Source organism: Bradyrhizobium sp. STM 3809, from assembly GCF_000239795.1.
GTDB lineage: Bacteria > Pseudomonadota > Alphaproteobacteria > Rhizobiales > Xanthobacteraceae > Bradyrhizobium.
Genome location: NZ_CAFJ01000193.1, coordinates 1 through 18,634, shown reverse-complemented (window position 1 = coordinate 18,634; position 18,634 = coordinate 1). Strand labels below are relative to the sequence as shown.

Annotated in this window: 15 protein-coding genes; 10 read left to right on the top strand and 5 right to left on the bottom strand. The window is 59.2% G+C overall.

The genetic code is table 11. The annotated features are described in order from the left end of the window. Together BRAS3809_RS10525 and BRAS3809_RS10520 are read right to left on the bottom strand one after the other, a co-directional pair. The coding region (locus BRAS3809_RS10525; protein ID WP_035655991.1) for a polysaccharide biosynthesis tyrosine autokinase at nt 1–2,128 on the bottom strand (2,128 nt) is incomplete at its 3' end. Nucleotides 2,129–2,167: 39 nt separating this feature from the next. After that, a complete protein-coding gene (locus BRAS3809_RS10520) occupies nt 2,168–2,797 on the bottom strand; it encodes a hypothetical protein (protein WP_035655989.1) in 630 nt (209 codons plus the stop codon). Nucleotides 2,798–3,065: 268 nt separating this feature from the next. Here BRAS3809_RS10520 and BRAS3809_RS10515 point away from each other — a divergent pair, with 268 nt between their 5' ends. The 5 genes from BRAS3809_RS10515 (at nt 3,066) to BRAS3809_RS10495 (ending at nt 8,725) form a co-directional block, all read left to right on the top strand. After that, complete coding sequence (locus tag BRAS3809_RS10515; protein ID WP_035655987.1) at nt 3,066–3,845, top strand: metallophosphoesterase family protein; 780 nt, start codon at nt 3,066–3,068, stop codon at nt 3,843–3,845. Nucleotides 3,846–4,188: 343 nt separating this feature from the next. Then, the gene (locus BRAS3809_RS10510; protein WP_008962070.1) at nt 4,189–5,238 is read left to right on the top strand and encodes a class I SAM-dependent methyltransferase; all 1,050 of its coding nucleotides are present in this window, start codon (nt 4,189–4,191) and stop codon (nt 5,236–5,238) included. Between the two features lie 141 nt (nt 5,239–5,379). After that, nucleotides 5,380–6,213: a polysaccharide deacetylase family protein gene (locus BRAS3809_RS10505; RefSeq protein WP_240535642.1), complete on the top strand. Its 834-nt coding sequence runs from the start codon at nt 5,380–5,382 to the stop codon at nt 6,211–6,213. Nucleotides 6,214–6,215: 2 nt separating this feature from the next. Next, nucleotides 6,216–7,184: a glycosyltransferase family 2 protein gene (locus BRAS3809_RS10500; protein WP_240535643.1), complete on the top strand. Its 969-nt coding sequence runs from the start codon at nt 6,216–6,218 to the stop codon at nt 7,182–7,184. Continuing rightward, entirely contained in the window at nt 7,181–8,725 is a 1,545-nt protein-coding gene (locus BRAS3809_RS10495) for a lipopolysaccharide biosynthesis protein (protein WP_008962067.1), read from the top strand. Before BRAS3809_RS10500 ends, BRAS3809_RS10495 begins: the two co-directional genes overlap by 4 nt. A gap of 106 nt (nt 8,726–8,831) precedes the next feature. Here BRAS3809_RS10495 and BRAS3809_RS10490 read toward each other — a convergent pair whose 3' ends face one another. Beyond that, entirely contained in the window at nt 8,832–10,424 is a 1,593-nt protein-coding gene (locus tag BRAS3809_RS10490; protein WP_008962066.1) for a glycosyltransferase family protein, read from the bottom strand. A 360-nt stretch (nt 10,425–10,784) separates the two neighbouring features. Here BRAS3809_RS10490 and BRAS3809_RS10485 point away from each other — a divergent pair, with 360 nt between their 5' ends. Genes BRAS3809_RS10485 through BRAS3809_RS10475 form a run of 3 tightly spaced genes read left to right on the top strand, consistent with a single transcriptional unit; the run spans nt 10,785 to nt 14,084 of the window. Continuing rightward, the gene (locus tag BRAS3809_RS10485; protein ID WP_035655993.1) at nt 10,785–11,885 is read left to right on the top strand and encodes a DegT/DnrJ/EryC1/StrS family aminotransferase; all 1,101 of its coding nucleotides are present in this window, start codon (nt 10,785–10,787) and stop codon (nt 11,883–11,885) included. A gap of 56 nt (nt 11,886–11,941) precedes the next feature. Beyond that, nucleotides 11,942–12,907 (top strand): NAD-dependent epimerase/dehydratase family protein, encoded by a 966-nt coding sequence (locus tag BRAS3809_RS10480; protein WP_085963474.1) that lies wholly within the window; start codon nt 11,942–11,944, stop codon nt 12,905–12,907. Nucleotides 12,908–12,938: 31 nt separating this feature from the next. Beyond that, nucleotides 12,939–14,084, top strand: coding sequence for a DegT/DnrJ/EryC1/StrS family aminotransferase (locus tag BRAS3809_RS10475; protein ID WP_008962063.1), 1,146 nt, complete (start codon nt 12,939–12,941; stop codon nt 14,082–14,084). 260 nt (nt 14,085–14,344) lie between these two features. On the opposite strand, the gene BRAS3809_RS10470 is transcribed toward BRAS3809_RS10475, so the two are convergent. Beyond that, nucleotides 14,345–15,388, bottom strand: a complete 1,044-nt coding sequence (locus BRAS3809_RS10470; RefSeq protein ID WP_035655982.1) for a Gfo/Idh/MocA family protein — start codon at nt 15,386–15,388, stop codon at nt 14,345–14,347. A 46-nt stretch (nt 15,389–15,434) separates the two neighbouring features. After that, nucleotides 15,435–15,926 (bottom strand): acyltransferase, encoded by a 492-nt coding sequence (locus tag BRAS3809_RS10465; RefSeq protein WP_035655981.1) that lies wholly within the window; start codon nt 15,924–15,926, stop codon nt 15,435–15,437. A gap of 678 nt (nt 15,927–16,604) precedes the next feature. On the opposite strand from BRAS3809_RS10465, the gene BRAS3809_RS10460 reads away from it, so the two are divergent. Further along, the gene (locus tag BRAS3809_RS10460) at nt 16,605–17,651 is read left to right on the top strand and encodes an acyltransferase family protein (protein ID WP_008962060.1); all 1,047 of its coding nucleotides are present in this window, start codon (nt 16,605–16,607) and stop codon (nt 17,649–17,651) included. A gap of 237 nt (nt 17,652–17,888) precedes the next feature. Continuing rightward, nucleotides 17,889–18,634 (top strand): family 16 glycosylhydrolase (locus BRAS3809_RS10455; RefSeq protein WP_035655979.1); only part of this gene is annotated, 746 nt, incomplete at its 3' end.

Genomic DNA, 18,634 nt, shown 5'->3' with positions numbered 1-18,634 from the left:
CCGAGGCCGCCTTGACGACATCATCTGAAGATGTGCTGCCCCATTCGATAACCATGACGAACGCATCGAGGAGATGGGCTGCGGCCTTTACATCAACCACCGGCAGGATCGGCGGCAAATCGATGAGAACGTAGTCGTAGTCGCTTCTAGCGGTTTTAAGCAGCTGCTTGAATTGGGGCGAGGTGAGGATATCCGAACTGTTCGACGGCTTGATCCGGGTCGAAGCCGGTATGAAATCGAACTTGCTCGTCATGTCGCTGATGACAAGGTCACCAAGCGTGGATTTCCCTGCAACCAGATCGAGCAGACCCGGCGAATCCTCGTACCCGAGCGTCGAGGTCATTGATGGATTGCGCAAGTCACCGTCGATCAGCAGAATCTTGGCGCCGCTTTTGGCAACAAATGCGGCGAAGCCCGCCGCAACGGTGGTCTTGCCTTCGCCAGGCAGCGCCGAAACGATGCCGATCACCTTTCCGCCGGCCGGGTTCAAATCGATGGCGACCTTGATATAGCGCAGCGCCTCTGCGGTCGCCGAATAGGGGGCAACTTCACTGATCTGTCGGAAAGCACCGGACTGCCGTGTGCCGCGCTTCGACCGCGAGATTTTCCTTTGGCTAAACGCCGGCAGAACGGCCAGACAATTAGTCCGCAACAGATTCTCGACCTGAGCGCGCGTATAAATTTGGCGGGTCATCTGCTCGCGTGCCACCGCAGCCATCACTCCCAACCCAAGTCCGCACAGGGTCGCAAGCGCGATCGTGAGCGCCGTCTTGGGAGAGGAGGGAGCGCTCGGAGCTGTAGCCAACGAAACGAGCCGCGCTTCCGTCGAAGGGAACGACTGCTGCTGAACCGATTGCGTGAACCGCGACAAGAAGCTCTCGTAGATGCCGCGATAGGTGTTTGCCGCGGTTTCCAACTCGCGCAGGCGGACTTGCGACTGTCTTGTTGACGACGATTGCTGAAACACCTCCAGCATCCGCTTGTCGATGGATTCTTCCTGGCTCTTTGCGATCTGCAGCTCGCTCTTGTAGCTTTCTGCGATGCGGCTGATCTCGTCCCAGATCGCCCGCTGCAAAGCGGCCATTTCGGCGCGCAGATTGCGAGCGGCCTGATGATCCGAGCCGTAGCGTGCGCTCCACTCGGCTTCCTTGTTCTTGTCGTCCAGAAATTGCTGGCGCAGCTTGGTGATCACCGGACTGCTGAGCGCGTCGGTGACCACCGGATCCGGAATGTTGAAGCTTTCCTTATTCGGGTCGGGACGCTGCTCGAGTACGCGCTCGATACGATCGAGCTTGGCCCTCGCCTGGCTGGTATCTGCACGCGCTTTGGCCAAGGCGGTGCTAAGCTGGTCCAGCTCGATATCGCTGGCCAGCTTGCCATCGACGCCGATGATGATGCTATTCTGAGATTTGAAATCCTGGACCTCGCGGAAAGCGTCGCTGGCCTGCTTTTTCAGCTCGCCAATCCGTTGCTCGAGCCAGACGCTGGCACGATGAGTCGCTTCGAACTTCGCCTGCAGCTGGTCTTCGATATAGGCATCTGCGAATGCATTGGCGATGCGCGCCGCCTTGGCAGGATCAAGCGACGTGTAGGCGATCTGCTCAATATAGCTCCGGCCCAGTCGCGTGATCCGCAGATTGGACTTGACGGTAGCAATGGCTCGCTGCTGCAGTTCCTCTTTCGTCGGCTCGCTGGCCGGTCCCGATGGCAAACCTGCCAACCCAAAAAGCCGCTGCTTCAGACTTTCGCCGGCCCCGATAAATTCAGGATCCTCCGTCAGATGCAGGTTGCGAATGACAGAGGAGACGACTTGTTCCGACTTCGTGGTTTCGATCTCGCTCTCGACCGCGGCGTCATCAATCGACCGGTTTTCCGTCTCAAGCGAAGACTGATTCCACGTCACTCGCTTGGTATCGATGATCATGTCCGCCTGCGCCGTGTAACGTTTCGGCGCCACGGCGAGGTAGGCAACTCCGGCGCCGATCGCGAGCAATGTGACAAGAAAGATCAGCCGCCATTGGCGGCTGAAAAAGTCCCGAACTTCGAGCAGAGAAACGGACCCGGACGAAGAGACGCTGCTACTGGCGAGAGGTTCCGAGTAGCGCGAAAACGGGCCGGCGACGTTCATCTCAAATCCTTGACAGGCTCAGTCGCTGCTCTGGCGATATCAGCGCTTTGCGCTCACGGGAGATGCTGCGGTCGTGGAGGTCGAGGTGGCGCCGCTCACTGCACGTATGCTGACGCCAACAGATGTGATCTGAACAATGGAGGTGCTGCCTCCTCCGCTACGCGGCGAGCTCGTCTGAACGCGCGCGCCGCTGGGATTGACAATGACCACGCTTCCCACCGAGCTGTTTGCGGACGCGGTCGCCGCCTGAACTGCTGCCGTCGACAGGTCGCCGGCGACGGCAGCGAAGGAGGCCTGAAACGCGCTGTCCTGGAATCCCGCGACCGCCTGCTGGATCAGCAAGGCAGCTTCCTGGTCAACATTCGAGCACGCGATTGCCCCTTGCGCCATGCCAGCCGCGATAGCGGAGCGGAAACGAGGTGTGGTATCGGGGACAAGTTGAACGATGTCGGCGCCGAGTTTTGCATCCGTTCCGACGAGGTCTCGAACGAGGTTCTCAATCGTGCGCGTGTCGCTCTCCGGCGCCACGAGGGACTTGGGATCTGCCTTGAACTGCGCAATCGCAGCGGGTGAGAGCGGCGGATTGACACAAGTCCCGGCCCAGGCTTGGCCGGCAGCAATCATGAAAACAGGAGCGCAAATTGCCTTCAACACCCTATTGACAGACATGAAACGCTCTCCAACTACTTGTTTGCACTTAAAAAAAGCTCGTTCCAACCTATAGCAGTCGCCCCGTTAGATCAACAGAGATCGGCGGCTATGGTTGATCGCCGCCGCAGCACTCCCCCTGAGGGGTGCGAATCAAAGGTACTAAAATACCAACGATCAGTTTGACCAATTATAAGCCTCTGGTCCACAACCTTAGACCTTACGCCAGCTCCCTAAATAGCCCTCTTCTGCACGCTTGAGCAGGCCTGCTGCCGCAACGAGTTGAACCGTGCCGTACCCACTTCCCGCTGCCAAGCAGCTCAGCCTTTCCGGTCGAGATCCCCTGCTCCCGCCCGGCCTAAGAGTTTATGCGATAGGCGATATTCACGGCCGGTTGGATCTCTTGGAGGGATTGTTGGCGCAAATCGAGCGCGACCTTGCCGCCCGACCGGCATCACGGCCGATCCTTATCTTCCTCGGCGATTACATTGACCGAGGGCCGGCGTCTCAGCAGACCATCGATCGCCTGGTCCAGCAAAGCCGGTCGCACGAATGCGTCTTCCTCAAGGGCAATCACGAGGCGCTCGCCCTTCGCAGCCTGACCGACCGCGTGGCGTTCGATCGGTGGATGCGACTCGGCGGCTTCGAGACCCTGATCTCATACGGCGTGATGCCGGGCTTTATTGGCGCCGGCCCCTCCCGTCCTGTGCCCGAGACCCAGGCCACGTTCCATGCCGCTCTCGCGAGCAGGCATATGCAGTTCTTCCGCAGCCTGCAGACGAGTTGCACGTTCGGCGATTTCTTCTTTGTTCATGCCGGCATCCGGCCTGGTGTCGCCTTGACGCAGCAGGCCGAGGAGGACCTGCTTTGGATCCGAGGCGAGTTCCTGGACGCGCAAGGCGAGTTCGGTAAAATCGTAATCCATGGTCATACCCCGACCAAGACCGTCGAGGTGAAGCCCAATCGCGTCAACATCGACACCGGCGCATTTGCGACGGGACGCCTGAGCTGTCTGGTCCTCGAAGAGAATTCCCTCTCGTTGATCGATACAATGACACCGGTCGACTGAGCGTGGCCCCCCTCGCGCTGATTTTCCCGCCCGTCTGGCAGGCTTCCAAGGAAACATTCAACGCCTGATCACCTTGCTCGGGGCGCGGCCAGCCGTGCCGGCGTACCGCCATAAATGGCATCGGCAGCCCGCTCGATCCAGGACGCAAGCGCATGATTTCCGCGGCGTACGGCGCTCGCCGACCAGCTGCCGCAGAGAGGCCCAAGCCTGCCAACTTTTGACAATGCCCACAACTGTGCGAAGCTTGGCATCATCTGTCGCTGGTCAGACTGCAGCGAAGCCGCAGGCTCTCCCGCCTTAGGCTACCTGATGCGATGCCAATCTTGACGCCACGGGACAAAAAATGCCCAAAAGCATCCAAACTCATCGGGCGCTGGCACGGCTTGCCGACTTGGTGATCCGGCCGCTGCAAACGAAACAGGGAGCCCATATCGATCCCGAGCTCGCTCCGCCTCCTGATCCGGACACGTGGTCAGCCGATCAACGCGACGCCTATTTCGATGGAAACATGAAACGGTTGCGCGACTGCATCGCCGCGGATTCCGACTGTCGCTCCGCGATCCTGGCAGAACTGGCGGAATACCATTCCGAAACCGTCGAAACCGCCTACAACAAGTGCATCAACTGGGAGCAACTGAGCGTCGAAGAATGGAGATCCGCAGACCGCTCAACGCCCGAGGGCCTGCAGGACTTTTATGACACGCTTTCGTCCTGGAAGTATGACCTCGCCTGGTATGCCTATCTGCAAACTGCGGGATATGCATTCCCTCAAGCGGTTGCGGTCCTGAGGTTTCTCCAGGATCGGCATATTAGCGGAAGCCTGCTTGATTTCGGCTCCGGAATTGGACTGAACGCCCAGTTCTTCCACCGCAGCTCATTCGACGTCACGATCGCGGACATTTCACGTCCATTGCTTCGATATGCCGCGTGGCGGTTTGAACGTCATCAGGACCCAATCAGGATCATCGACCTCAATCAGAGCCAGTTGCCCGACAGCAGCTTCGATATGGTTACCGCCTTCGACGTTCTTGTTCACGTCCCCAAATTCGATGCCACAGCCGCTCAGCTGCATCGCGCGATCAAGCCGGACGGCTGGCTTTTTGCGAACTTCGATACGCGGTCGCCGCATGAGGCAACCGCGTGGCATCTCCACAATAACAAGTTCGATCTCGATCGCCGCCTCAAGCTCGCCGGTTTCATCAAGCGCCATATGATCGGGGGATTTCTGGGCTGCTATCAGCGGGTCGAAGCCAACACCCTCGCCCATCGTCTTCGCAGCGGCCGCGACCTTGTCGTCGCGCCGACCCTTACAGTCGGATCGATCGCAAGCCGCGTGCGCTGGCCCACACCGAAACGGCTGGGCAAGCTCCTCTCCCGGGCCGGCCGTCGATGAACTTGAAAGCAACGTTAACCGACCAATCAGCGAGCTCCGACGGCCGTCGCAATCTCGAAGCGTTAAGATTAGTGCGAAGATGATCACCGTCGCAGTGCATAATGGCCGACCGCGTGCTATTGCGTCCGGAAGGGTCTCCGTTTGATCAGTGCCGATCTGAAGGACCGCAGGCACCACCGGATCAGGATGAGAGCAGAATTGGCAGACAGGCTTCACTGGCGTCGACGGGCAGCCAAGGCACGCCTCTATTGCGAGCGCAAAGCTCTGGCCATTTTTGGGCGCCGCAGGACCAAACCAACCGGACGGCTGCTCTGCTATCATTCCGTGGGACAGCCCGACCTAGGTGTCAACGATTGTTCGCCAAGCCGGTTTCGACGCCAAATCGAACTTGCACTCCGACAGGGTTATCAATTTGTGCCAGCCGCTCGGATTGCACGCGGCGAAGCCGGGCCGCGGGACCTTTCGATCACCTTCGATGACGGCTGGCGCAGCACGCTGATGGTCGCTGCACCGATCCTGAGCGAGTACCAGATCCCCTGGACCTTGTTCGTGGCCACCGACTTCGTGGATTGCCCTTCTGACTGGCATCGAACACGCATGCTCACGTGGGACGAACTCGGCGAGCTTTCGCGCATGGGCGTCGAAATCGGGAGCCATTCCGTTTCCCATCCCGATTTCGGGCGCATTGACGAGAAGACTGCCGTCGACGAGCTGCAGCAGTCCAGGTCGAGGCTCCAATCGCGACTAAGTCTGCCGATCGACTCCTTAGCCATTCCGTTCGGGCAATCACGAAACTGGAGCTCGTTCGCACATCATGCTGCACAACGGGCGGGATATGAGCTGATCTACGCCCAAGCCGAGAACACCCGACCTCCCGGAACCATTCCACGCACCTTCGTGACCTCTATCGACGATGATCGCATTTTCGCGGCGCTGCTCGATGGCGCGTTCGACAATTGGGAAGAGTGGTATTGACCGTGCCCCAAGCGAGAAAAACAGTCTCCGTCGTTGTCCCGACCAACAATCGACCTGCCCTTTTGCGTGAGGCCTTGGCCAGCATTCGAGCGCTCGAATTGGACGATCTGTCCTTTGAGATCATTGTGGGAGACAACGGAACGTCCCCCGAAACCCGGGAGATCGCCGAGGCATTCGGAGCTAAATATCTACATACGTCCGTCAACGGCTCCGCGGCCGCTCGCAATATCGCGCTGAACGCTGCAACCAGCGAATACGTCGCATTTCTCGATGATGACGATCTCTGGACGTCGAACCATATTCGCCACCATCTGCAGCTTTTGACCAGCACGCCTGAACTCGGCATGGTCGTTGGCCAGATCATCAACACCGATCCGCAACGGCAGCCGATCTACGGGCCGTGGCCGCCGCGAGTTCCTGAGGGCGGCGCCCTCATCAAGCTGATGCTAAGCGGGTATTTTCCGCAGATTGGCGCAACTGTCGTCAGAGCCAGCGTCCGCGAGACGATTGGCTTGTTTGACGAGAGACTGATTGGCGGACAGGACTGGGACTGGCAGCTGAGGATTGCACGCCGCTTCGGCGTTGGCTTCGTCGCTGAGCCTTGCGTGCTGTTCCGTCAACGCCCCACAGGTCACTATGATGAACTGCAAACGCGGCGTATCGCTTTTGCAAGACGGATCTTCTTCCGACACGCGCTTCCAGAATGGCGGCTCTGGACTTCGCCAATCGATTTTGCGAGGTCCTATTTCGAGACGATGCAACATTTTTTCTACTATTTCGTGGAGGCCGCCCTGTTTCGCGCGCGCAAGGGCGAACGCGCAGCGGCGCTGAAGGCGATCTGGCGCGCCATCGCCATTTTTCCAACACGTGCGGCAAGATCCCTGCTGTCCGAAAGTCCGTTGCGAGATGCTGTGACGATCATCATGCGGGGCAACAAGGCCGACACGCCCTTCAACCGGCAGTCCAAATGACAAGCCAACGAGAGCACAATCGGCGAGCTCTAAACACAGATCATCTCGCCGAGAACCTCGGTCGCCGCACGATCCTCGGCGGCGTTGTCGCGGTGGCGGCCCAGCCGATCCGCATGTTGATCCAGTTCGTCACGACCGCGATCCTCGCTCGACTGCTTGTGCCGGCAGATTTTGGTCTAGTGGCCATGGCCACCGCCGTGACCAGCTTCATCGGCATCTTTTCTGAGTTCGGCTTGACGTCGGCCACCGTACAGCGCTCACAGATTGATCAAGACACCGTCAGCGGACTTTTTTTCATTACGGTGGGCATCGGCTGTCTTCTCGTGCCCGTGGTTTGCGGTTTGGCGCCGCTGGCCGCCTGGTTCTTCGATGACCCTCGGGTCTCCGGCGTGATCATGGCCCTGTCGATCGCCTTTCCGCTGGCGGCGCTCGGTTCGCAGCATACCGCGCTGCTGCTGCGCTCGATGCGCTGGATGGCACTGCAAGGAGCGGGACTGTTGGGACATGCCTCCGGTGCTGCCGCAGGCCTTCTCATTGCCTGGAAGACCGATCTCGGGTATTGGTCGCTCGTCGTTACGGTGCTGGTGGCGAACGTCGTCACCCTGTCGACGCTCTGGACGGTCTGCCGCTGGCGGCCGAGCCGGGTCAGCGATTGGCGCGGCGCTCGAAGCGCGCTGCATTTCGGCGTGTATTTGACGGGGTTCAGCGTCGTCAATTTTTTCCACCGTCAACTGGATAACATCATCATCGGCTCACGTTTCGGCGCCTCGGAGCTCGGATACTATTCCCGGAGCTATCAGCTGATGCTTATGCCGCTCAACCTCTTCAACGGGCCGCTCAGCTCAAGCGTCGAGCCATCTCTCAGCCGCTTGCAGAACGAACCCGAACGCTGGCGTCAGGCGCTGCTCGACGCACTTGGACTCGTCATGTTCCTGGGAGCCGGCGTCGCAGCAGGCCTAATTGCCGGATCCGGCCCCCTGATTACGATTGTCTACGGTCCCGGTTGGGAAAAGTCGGTTACGATCTTCCAGTGGCTCGCAGCTTCGATCTTTGCCGGCGTCCCCATCAACGCTGCCGGCTGGATCTACATGTCCCTGGGACGGACAAAACAGATGTTTATCTGGAGTCTCGCCTTTGTTCCCATGATCGGAGCAGGCTTCTTGATCGCAGCGCCTTATGGCGCCGTCGGCATCGCTGCAGCCTATGCCGTGGTGCTGAACATTCTTCTGATTCCGTGCTTCGCCTTCGCTACGCGTGGAACGCCGGTCAGCCTTGGCGACACCCTGAAAGTCATCCTGCCGTTGGGCCTTGCGGGAGCGATCGCTGCGCTCGCCGGCCTGCTCGTCTCGCAGCCTGGCAGTCCGGCACTCCTACAACTGCTGGCCACCGCAACGACATCAGGTCTGGTCTATCTCGCCCTGGCGGGCAGCATTATCGCTCGCGCCGATGTCTATGCTGCACTACGCACGCGGATCTCGACCCAGCTGAGCGACATCCTTGGAAGGATCATGGAGAAAGCCGGGCCTCGCTCTGCCAGCTGAACCAATCCCAGGGGCGCGACTTCAGGATCCACCGATCGCCGGTCGGTCAACGAGACCGCGTGATGTCGACGATCAATCTCGGAAAGGCGCGACCGGATAGCTTCGATTATGGCTTAAGCCTTCGCTTCAGCCATTCCGGGAGCAGGAGGCGACTGCTTGCAGTGACGCCGTGAATATCGCCACGCTTTCTCATGGCTCTCCATTGGGAGAGCCGTTGGGGAAACGGCAATGCTCCCATATAAATCATCTCGATCTCCGCGGCCGAGTATTTCGATCCGACGATGTCCTCGTGCACCGCATCCAGCACTCCAAGCCTGGGAAGTTCGATGTTCGGGGCTGCGCCCCAATCGTCATCGCGTGGCGGCAGACTCGCCGCGTAGCTGAAAATGGCATCGAGCCGCGGGTGCCATCCAGCCGGCACATGAAACTCCTCCATGGCACGACGCACAGACTCGCCGCACTCAGTGCGATACGCCGGATCGGCGATCAAACGCTCGAGAATGGCTTCATAATCGTCGAACGTTCTGGCTACCAGTGACGTGCCGACGAGGCCGACGTGATTGATGCCGAAGATATTGGCTTCATCGGGCAACGTGAAGATCGTCACAAGCGGGAGCCCATAACCGCCCGCTTCCATCATCGATGTCGATGACACGAACGGATAGGAGTCGACGTAGATGTCGGCGGCCTCGAAATAACGTTGCGGATCGGGTTGTTCCGCCAGTCCAATGATACGACCGCCGACCTTGGCCTTCGCGTCCTGCCAGTCATCGGGGTCTCCGGAACCAACGACAATAAGGCTGGCCTTGGGGTACCTTTCGAGAAGTGAGACATGGCGATCAGCGAAGCTTACTCCGTCCAGCGAACGGTATTTGGGGCGCCGCGCGACCGAGAGCAGCGAAATGCCCTCCGGATCCAAGCCCAGCTTGGCCTTGGCGTCATGTCGCGAATTCCGCCTGGCGGTGGCATCGACAATGGTGGGCAGCAGAACATTTCGTCGCGCTTCGACGCCACGGCGTGCCTCAGAAATCGCCGTCGCCGCCTCGCGCAGATTGATGACCAGATGCGAAATGCTCGGCCCCAGCCAGAATAAATGATCGGCGTGGTTGAGAAACAGTACCGGCGGCAGTCCCCACTTGTCTGCAAAGGCCAGCAGGGGAATAACGTCCTCACAGTGAATATGGCAGATAATGGCATCATGCTGGGCGGCCAGACGCCGCAGCGTGCGGGCCCAGTCAAAGAGATTGCCGCGCATCTGGTTGAGCAAAGTGATCTGCCCGCCACTCCGTCGTACTGCCTCGGTCAGATGGCTCGGTATTTGTCCCCGGTGTTGCGTCAGCACGAGAGAATTTACGCGCTGGGCATCGGCATCCATCCAACGGCTGATCATTCGCGTGAGACCACCGACTGCTGCGACCTCGGTGCCGACGTGCAACACTTTCCTGTAGGTCCCTCCATGACAGGGTCGAGCGCCGGAGTCGGCTGCTGCGATCCGGCGCCCAATCGCATTGAGAACGTGCTCCAGGCGAGGACTGGCAAAGATGCCGCAATGCGCATGAGTTGCGATCGTTGCCGCGGTGGCAGCAAAGAACGCAGCGGTCGCGAAGTCGCCTCGCGCATATGCCGCCTCCACGGATTGAACCTCGGCATCAAAACGGGCGAAATTCGCAAGAATCCGTGTTTGTTCCTCGGTGTCCATGCCCGCTTTCCCGCGCCTTTGATCGCTGCCAAACTCACCAGTCACGTCGTTACATGCTTTCTTTATCGGCTAAAACGCAAGAAAAACCATATTGATATCGAGCGCTTTGTCCACTGCAGCGCGACCCGGTCGTGTCTTTAACTCCGTCGGTTATACTTAACTCTAAATGCTCGTTGCTTATCCGACTGCATCTAGAATATTTTGGCCCATGAACCTTTTACGCTCAAGCGACTACCTATTGCCGAGCCGGGGACCATCCTTCTCAGCGCGATACGGAAGATCGGGGCGGTCCTCATGGCCCTGTTCGTGGTCGCCACGCAGCAGGGCTCCGTAAGCGGTGTAACCAGGCGAGAACTTCTGATGATTCCGTTCGTCGATTTGAAAGCCCAATACCAGGCCATTAAGCCGGAAGTTGATGCGGCCATTCAATCCGTCTTGAACTCTTGCCAATTTACCCTCGGGACCGAAGTCGTCGAATTCGAAAAGGAGTTTGCAGCCTATACGGGAAGCCCGCACGGTGTTGGCGTCAATACCGGAACCAGCGCCTTGCATCTGGCGCTCCTGTCCGCCGGTGTCGGTCCAGGTGATGAGGTGATCACCGTCCCCTTCACCTTTGTCGCTACCGTCGCGGCCATTCACTACACCGGAGCCAAGACGGTGTTCGTCGATATCGATCCTGCCAGCTACTGCATGGATCCCGCGCTGCTCGAACAGGCCATTACCCCCCGCACCAAAGCAATTATTCCGGTCCACCTTTACGGACACCCCGTCGACATGGATCCCTTGCTGGCGATTGCGCGAAAGCACGGCCTGACCGTGGTCGAAGACGCGTGCCAAGCGCATGGCGCCGATTACAAGGGGCGTCGCGTCGGAAGCATAGGCGATATCGGCTGCTTCAGCTTCTACCCGGGTAAGAATCTCGGCGCCTATGGCGAAGGCGGCATGGCCGTCACGGCTGATGCGACGGCTCTCCGCTCATTGCGCATGCTGCGAGACTGGGGCGCTGAACGAAAATACGAGCACGTGTTGAAGGGATACAATTACCGACTCGAGGGCATCCAGGGCGCGGTACTGCGGGTTAAGCTGCGTTATCTCGAAGGTTGGACAGAGCAAAGGCGCGCCGCTGCATCTCGCTATACAGCGATGCTTGCCGATAAAGGCGTGCGCGTGCCGACGGAAGCTGCCTACGCCCGACACGTCTACCACATCTACGCCATCAGGACGTCCAATCGCGAGGCGCTCCAGGCCCAGCTGAATGCAAAGGGGATCCAGACTGGCATCCACTATCCCCATCCCATTCATCTCCTGCCTGCGTACGCCGACCTCGGATACAAGCGCGGTCAATTCCCTCACGCCGAAAAGGCTGCTGCCGAAGTCCTGTCGCTTCCGATGTATCCGGAGCTAGCTTCGTCTGCCCAGGAGGAGGTCGCCGCCGCCTTTCTCGAACACTATCGCGACTGATGCGGCCCGTGAGGCCCATCGTCTAATGTGCAAACCAGGGATCATTTGATATGGAAATCGACGGCGCCCGAATTCTCGTGACCGGTGGATGCGGCCTGATCGGCTCGACCACCATCGACCTGCTGCTGCGCGAACACAAGCCTGAGCAGATCCTCATCTTCGACAATCTCAGCCGTGGCACGACACGGAACGTCACTGAAGCGTTGAAAGACCCGCGCGTCAAGCTGATCGAAGGCGACATTCGCGACGTCCCGGCGGTGCACCGGATTACGCAAGGAATGGATGCGGTCATCCACATGGCGACGCTGAGAATAACCGCCTGCGCCGCAGAGCCGCGTGAGGCGTTAGGCGTCATGTGTGATGGGAGCTTCAATGTCCTCGAGGCCGCCCAGGCGGCTGGAGTTCAGAAGGTTGTCACGGCGTCCACGGCGTCCATCTATGGCCTTGCGGACGTGTTTCCGACGCGGGAAGATCATCATCCGTACAACAATCGCACTTGGTACGGCGCCTCAAAGATCATGCTGGAGGGCCTGCTTCGCTCCTTCAACGACATGTATGGCCTCCCCTATGTCGTGCTGCGCTATTTCAATGTGTACGGCCCGCGCATGGACACCCATGGCAAGTATACCGAAGTCCTGATCCGCTGGATGGATCGGATTGCTAACGGTCAGCCGCCGCTGATCCTCGGCGATGGCTCGACGACGATGGATTTCGTTTATATCGAGGATGTCGCGCGTGCGAATGTCCTTGCGCTGCGAAGCGACATCTCGGACGAGGCCTTCAACGTCGCCAGCGGAACCGAAACGAGCTTGAACGAGCTGGCCGCAACCTTGCTCGAGGTCATGAATTCGGACCTCAAGCCCGAGTATGGTCCTGAGCGGAAGGTGAATCCGGTTTCACGACGTCTTGCCGATATTTCCAAGGCCGAGAATCTGCTCGGCTTCCGGGCTGAGGTCGATCTCAGGGAGGGTCTGGAGCGCTTGGTCACCTGGTGGCGTGCCAATCGTGAACTCGTGACCTGATCTCAAAAGACGAGCACCAAGGATTGCCAAGATGATACCGATTATCAAGCCGGTCATGGACGAGAGGGAAGCGGATGCTGCACGCCGCGTCATCCTGAGCGGCTGGATCACGCAAGGTCCGGAGGTCGCAGCTTTCGAGCGCGAGTTTGCAGCCTTCACCGGAGCGGAGCACGCCGTCGCGGTCTCGAATTGCACGGTTGCTCTTCATCTTGCGCTCCTCGCCGCGGGTGTTTCTCCCGGCGACGAGGTGATCACCGTCAGCCATTCCTATATCGCCACAGCGAACTCGATTGCCTATTGCGGAGCGATTCCTGTCTTCGTCGATATCGAGCCGGATACGTTCAACATCGATCCGGAGATGATCGAGGCGGCGATTACCGAGCGAACGCGGGCCATCCTTTGCGTCCATCAGATGGGGATGCCCTGCGATCTGGACAGCATTGTCTCCATTGCTCGCCGCCACGGACTTGTGTTGATCGAAGACGCGGCCTGCGCAATTGCCAGTGAAATCTGTGCGGACGGCAAATGGGAAATGATCGGTCGACCGCGCGGCGACGTAGCATGCTTCTCGTTCCATCCGCGAAAGGTCATGAGCACCGGCGACGGCGGCATGCTGACCACGTCGAGGGCCGACTGGGCTGCGAAGTTTCGCCTGCTCAGACAACATGGGATGAGCGTGCCCGACGTGGTGCGCCATGGCTCGCCAAAGGTCATCTTCGAAGAGCATCCGGTCATCGGCTACAACTATCGAATGACGGACATTCAGGCGGCCGTCGGTCGCGAGCAGCTCAAGCGCCTACCATCGATCGTCCAGACGAGGCGTGAGCGGGCGGAGCGCTATCTGACACTGCTGGCCTCAATTCCCGGCCTTGGGCTGCCGGTCCAACCCGCCTATGCTCGCAGCAACTGGCAGAGCTTCTGTGTCAGGCTGCCGGATCATTGCGATCAGCGCCTAGTCATGCAGACGATGCTGGACCATGAGATTGCGACGCGCCGCGGCATCATGTGCGCCCACAAGGAAAAGGCCTATTCGGAAATGCACCACCGGCACTCGCTAGTCAAATCCGAAGTTGCTCAGACCAGAAGCATTATTCTCCCGCTTTATCCGCAGATGACGGATGCAGAGCAGGATCGCGTCGTCAATGTGCTGAGCGAGGCCTGCAGCCGGCACGAATAAACCTGGCCTTCGCCTCGGAAGCGACTAAAACCTTGCAGGCGAAAGCCTCCAGGCGATGCTGCTTCCGAGCCGGCGCCGGGTCCGTGAAGCGGCGTCGGATCTCGGTTCAGGCCGTCCTGCCGTGACGTCCGTCATTAGCCCCGCTCAAGGTCTGGTCAGAACGGGAGAGTATCCTCATCGTCGCGGCGCCTTTACGGCATGATCGCATCATGCCGTTGCCGATGATCCCTTCGGGGGAACGACACCACCGATTGCGAGCGTCAGGCGCCTGCCGGCAGTTCGTCGACCGGCCGACGCCGAATATGAACCGTTTCGCCCCGACCTCCCATCGAGCTCGTTGCGGCTTCGATCAATTCGACGATCCGCAGGCCAAAGCGACCGTCCGTCATCGGATTGGCGCGCCTTGCGATGCAATCGATGAAATGCTCGGCTGCCACCTTCAATGCCTCACCTCCGTCCAGCTTCGGAGCCCACATGTCTCCCATGCGATATCCAACCCGCATTTCCTGGATCTGCTTCGGGTCGTCCGTGAAGCTCACACCCTTGTCGTAGACTTTGACCTTTTCGCTGGGCTCCAGATCATCATAGGTGATCATCTTCTTGCTACCGCCGACGAGAACCTGGCGGACCTTCACGGGAGCGAGCCAGCTGACATTGGTATGAGCAATCGTACCTGAGTCGTAGAACAGGGTGATATAAGCGAGATTTTCCGGTGTTCCCGGGAAGTGATTGATGCCGCTTGCCGATACCGCCGTAGGATGTTCACCGAGAAGATATGCGAGGATGGAGAAATCGTGCACCGCTAGATCAGCAATGACGTTCACGTCTCGCTGGAACAGACCGAGATTGACCCGGGTCGAGTCGTAATACAGAATCTTGCCGAGTTCTCCTGCCTTGACTAGTTCGGCCATCTTGCGGACCGCGCTCGTGTAGACGAACGTGTGATCAACGAACAGAGTAAGAGACCGCTTCTCTGCTTCCTCGACCAGCCTCTCCGCCTGATGACTGGTTTCGGTCATGGGTTTTTCCAACCACACATGCTTTCCCGCCTTGAGAGCGGCCATGCCGAATTCGAAATGCGTCGAAACCGGCGTCGCGACAACGATCGCGTCGATCGACGGATCGACAACGAGGTCGGAGAAATGCTTGGTCGTTCTGATCGCGGGGTAGCGCCGTGAAACGGCTTCCAACTGTGAGGGCCTCGCATCCGCAACGGCCGATACCGTTACGCCAGGCACGTCGACGAAGTTGCGGAGAAGGTTAGGTCCCCAGTATCCGTATCCGACAAGGCCGATGCTAACCAATGTTCCAAATCCTCTTTCGTTGCCAACAGACGAATTTCGTAACGACTTAAGTTGCCCTAGTTTTTGTTTTGCGCGTGTCGCCGACGATGCGGGCAGGCACACCTGCGACAACCGCGTAGTCAGGAACGTCGGCTGTGACCACGGCTCCAGCCCCGATCAGCGCGCCTTCGCCCACCGTCAGACCGCACAGGATTGTGGCATTGGAGCCGATCGAGGCGCGGCGCTTGACCAGCGTCTTCTCGACGCTCCAGTCCGCCTCAGTCTGAGGACTGCCGTCAGGATTAGTCGCCTGCGGAAATCGGTCGTTGGTGAACATTACACCATGACCAATGAAGACTTCGTCCTCAATCGTTACACCCTCACAGATGAAGCTGTGCGACGATATCTTGCATCTTGCTCCGATCGCGGCGTTTTTCTGAATCTCGACAAAAGAGCCGATCCGCGTGCCGTCGCCTACGCTACAGCCATACAGATTGACTTGGCTCTCGTGATAAATCTGAACGTCTTTGCCAAGACGTACGGAGCTCGCGATCGGCATTACGCTTTTCCCTGTTCACCATGCGCCACAGGTATTGTCGCTCCAACTTCGCGTCCTGTCGGCACGTTTCACACATACTTTGTCTGCGAAAGTTTGGGAAGGTTTGTAGGTTTCTTGCTTAATGCCGCCCGCATTGACGTCGCACGCTGGCGACGACGTTTCCGCCGAGATGTCTGTCGGGGCTCTCGTGTGTGTGCTGCCGCACAAGCAATTAAGCGTCGATCAGATCGACCAAATGGCGTAACATGATACCTCCCGCAATCGCACACCCAAGTTGGCGTTTGCACAGGATTTCGGCGGCCGCCACAACGCTGGCGATGTCAGTGGCCTGACAATGGCCGATCTCGTGCTCGCTGGCCCTCCCGCCGACTGATGGGCCGAGCTTTGGCGCCGCTGCATCAGTCATCCGGTCGGTCTCATACCACCGGCGTCGGGACCGCAACGATCGTGTCGAAGTCTCTCTTGCGAGAGTCTGGTCCGATGGCTGCCAATTAACGCTGCCGAGCAAGACGACGCGACCAGAGGGTGGGTTGATTGCTATTGTGGGATCATCGACATAGGCTTTTCCGCGTCGCGAACTGCGGCACACGAAGCAATGCTATCCGAAATATGACGCGGTGCTGAATTGCGGTGCGCGGGGTCGGCCCGCCCTCGCGTCAAAGCACAAGAGAGGTGTGCGTGGCGAAGCTGGAATCCATCCAAGTTCTACGGGCGCTCGCCGCGGTCATGGTGGTGCTGTTCCATACCAAGACGTTTACCCAAGGCTATGCTGGGGTCGACATCTTCTTCGTGATCTCCGGGTTCATCATGGGCACGGTGGGGATCAAGGAAACGCCGGTCAATTTCTTTCGCCAGCGACTGATTCGCATCGCGCCACTCTACTGGACGATGACGCTTATCATGTGCGGCTTCTCGCTGATCCCGCACTTCTTTCGCAATTTCAGATTTGACGCCGAAAGCCTGATCAAGTCGGTCCTGTTCATCCCCTATGTCGATCAGGCAGGGCATGTCTGGCCGCTGGTCATTGCCGGTTGGACGCTCAACTATGAAATGTTCTTCTATCTCGTCTTCACCCTGGGACTCGTCATCGGCCGTCCCCGGTTTTTTTCATCGTCGCTGATGCTGTTGCTGATCTTCGTAGGCTTTCTCGGTGCCAAGGACGGGGCGTTCGCACAGACCTACACGGATCCGATCCTGCTGGAATTTGTCGCGGGCATGGCGTTGAGCGCACGTGCCCCGCTTGGTGGCCTCCGGCTCGGATTGGCCCAGCTAATGGCTGGTGCAGGGGCGTTCGCCGTCATCGGCCTAACAGGCTTCGTTCCCGGCGACGGCGTCCCTCGCCTGATCTTTTTGGGTCTTCCCAGTCTGCTGCTGGTCTCCGGAGCATTGTCTGTCGAAAGGGCCGGATATTGGCCGCGTTTGACCTTTGCCGTCGTCCTGGGTGACGCGTCCTATTCGCTTTATCTCACACACGGCTTCGTGGTCAGCGCAGCGGAAAAGGTCTCGCCGCTTCATCCGTACCTGAATGCGATTGCCGTGCTCCTGATCAGCTGTATCGCCGCGGTGCTCTGCTATCGCTGCTTTGAAGCGCCACTCACCCGCCTGCTCCGGCGCTACACGGGTCCAGAGTCGAAAACGGCGAAACCGAATAGCCCAGCCGGCGCCGCGCTGGCAGCGACGAATGATCGACCGGACAATCGCGAGCGATCGGTCGGGTCGGCGTGAGAAGAGCCCAATGACTCCGGTTCTGCTGGCAGAGGTCGTAAAATGCGCGTCGCGGCGGGCGCCTGTCGCAGATTGCAACAAGACGATCCACGAGGCTGCCCAAAACGACTACGCTGCTGTCCGAGACTTGAACATCCAATCGGCGGCGGAATTTTTCCGAGCTGCTTTGCGGCAAAGACGCGGAATTCACACGGCGTATTGTATGTCAGGTGCGCACGACAAGATGGGACAACCCGGATGAAACGATGGTGGATTCGACACGTCGCGGCTTCGGTCCTGGGCCTCGTGACGATCGCCGCGGTCACTGCGGCAACCGCGATGACGATCTGGACAAGGGTCACAACAGGACCCGGGCTGATCGAACGGTTGACGGCCGTCGTAGCCAGCGATCCTCCGGCCCAGCTGCCGCAGCCGGTCATCAACATTGACGGCAACGGCTGTCATTTGCCGGCGCTCGACATCTCGGACATGAACAAGTTCGATTACAAGGCTCGCTGGCATGCTTCAGAATGGGCAAACGCCGGGAGCACCATCGCTTGGAAATACGATCATGTGCAGCCTAGCGGGACGCAAGTGGTCCTCAGGCTTGACGCCGAAGGCGCACCTCAGCTGCAAGCCGTCGATGGAACCGTCCCGCAGGACGATGGCCTATGGGAATCTGACGTCACACTCCCCGAACTGCGCGAAGGCGTCATCGTTGCACCATTGTGGGTGTACGATAGGGATACCAAGGACGAGGTTGATTTTGAGTTCGCCGGTCGGCGTGGCCTGGACGTGTCGATGCACGCGTGGCCCGGCGGCAAGCATCACACAACGACCGTCCGGCTATTCGCAGGGACGGATTTTTCCCATAAGCGGATGTGCTTCGGAATCCGGGCGAAGCGCGCCTCAGGCCAAGTCGAGATGCTGGTCAACGGCGTCGTTGTCTACACGTGGGACCGAAGCAAGATGGACTTCTACATCTCTCATCCGATGCGCCCGTT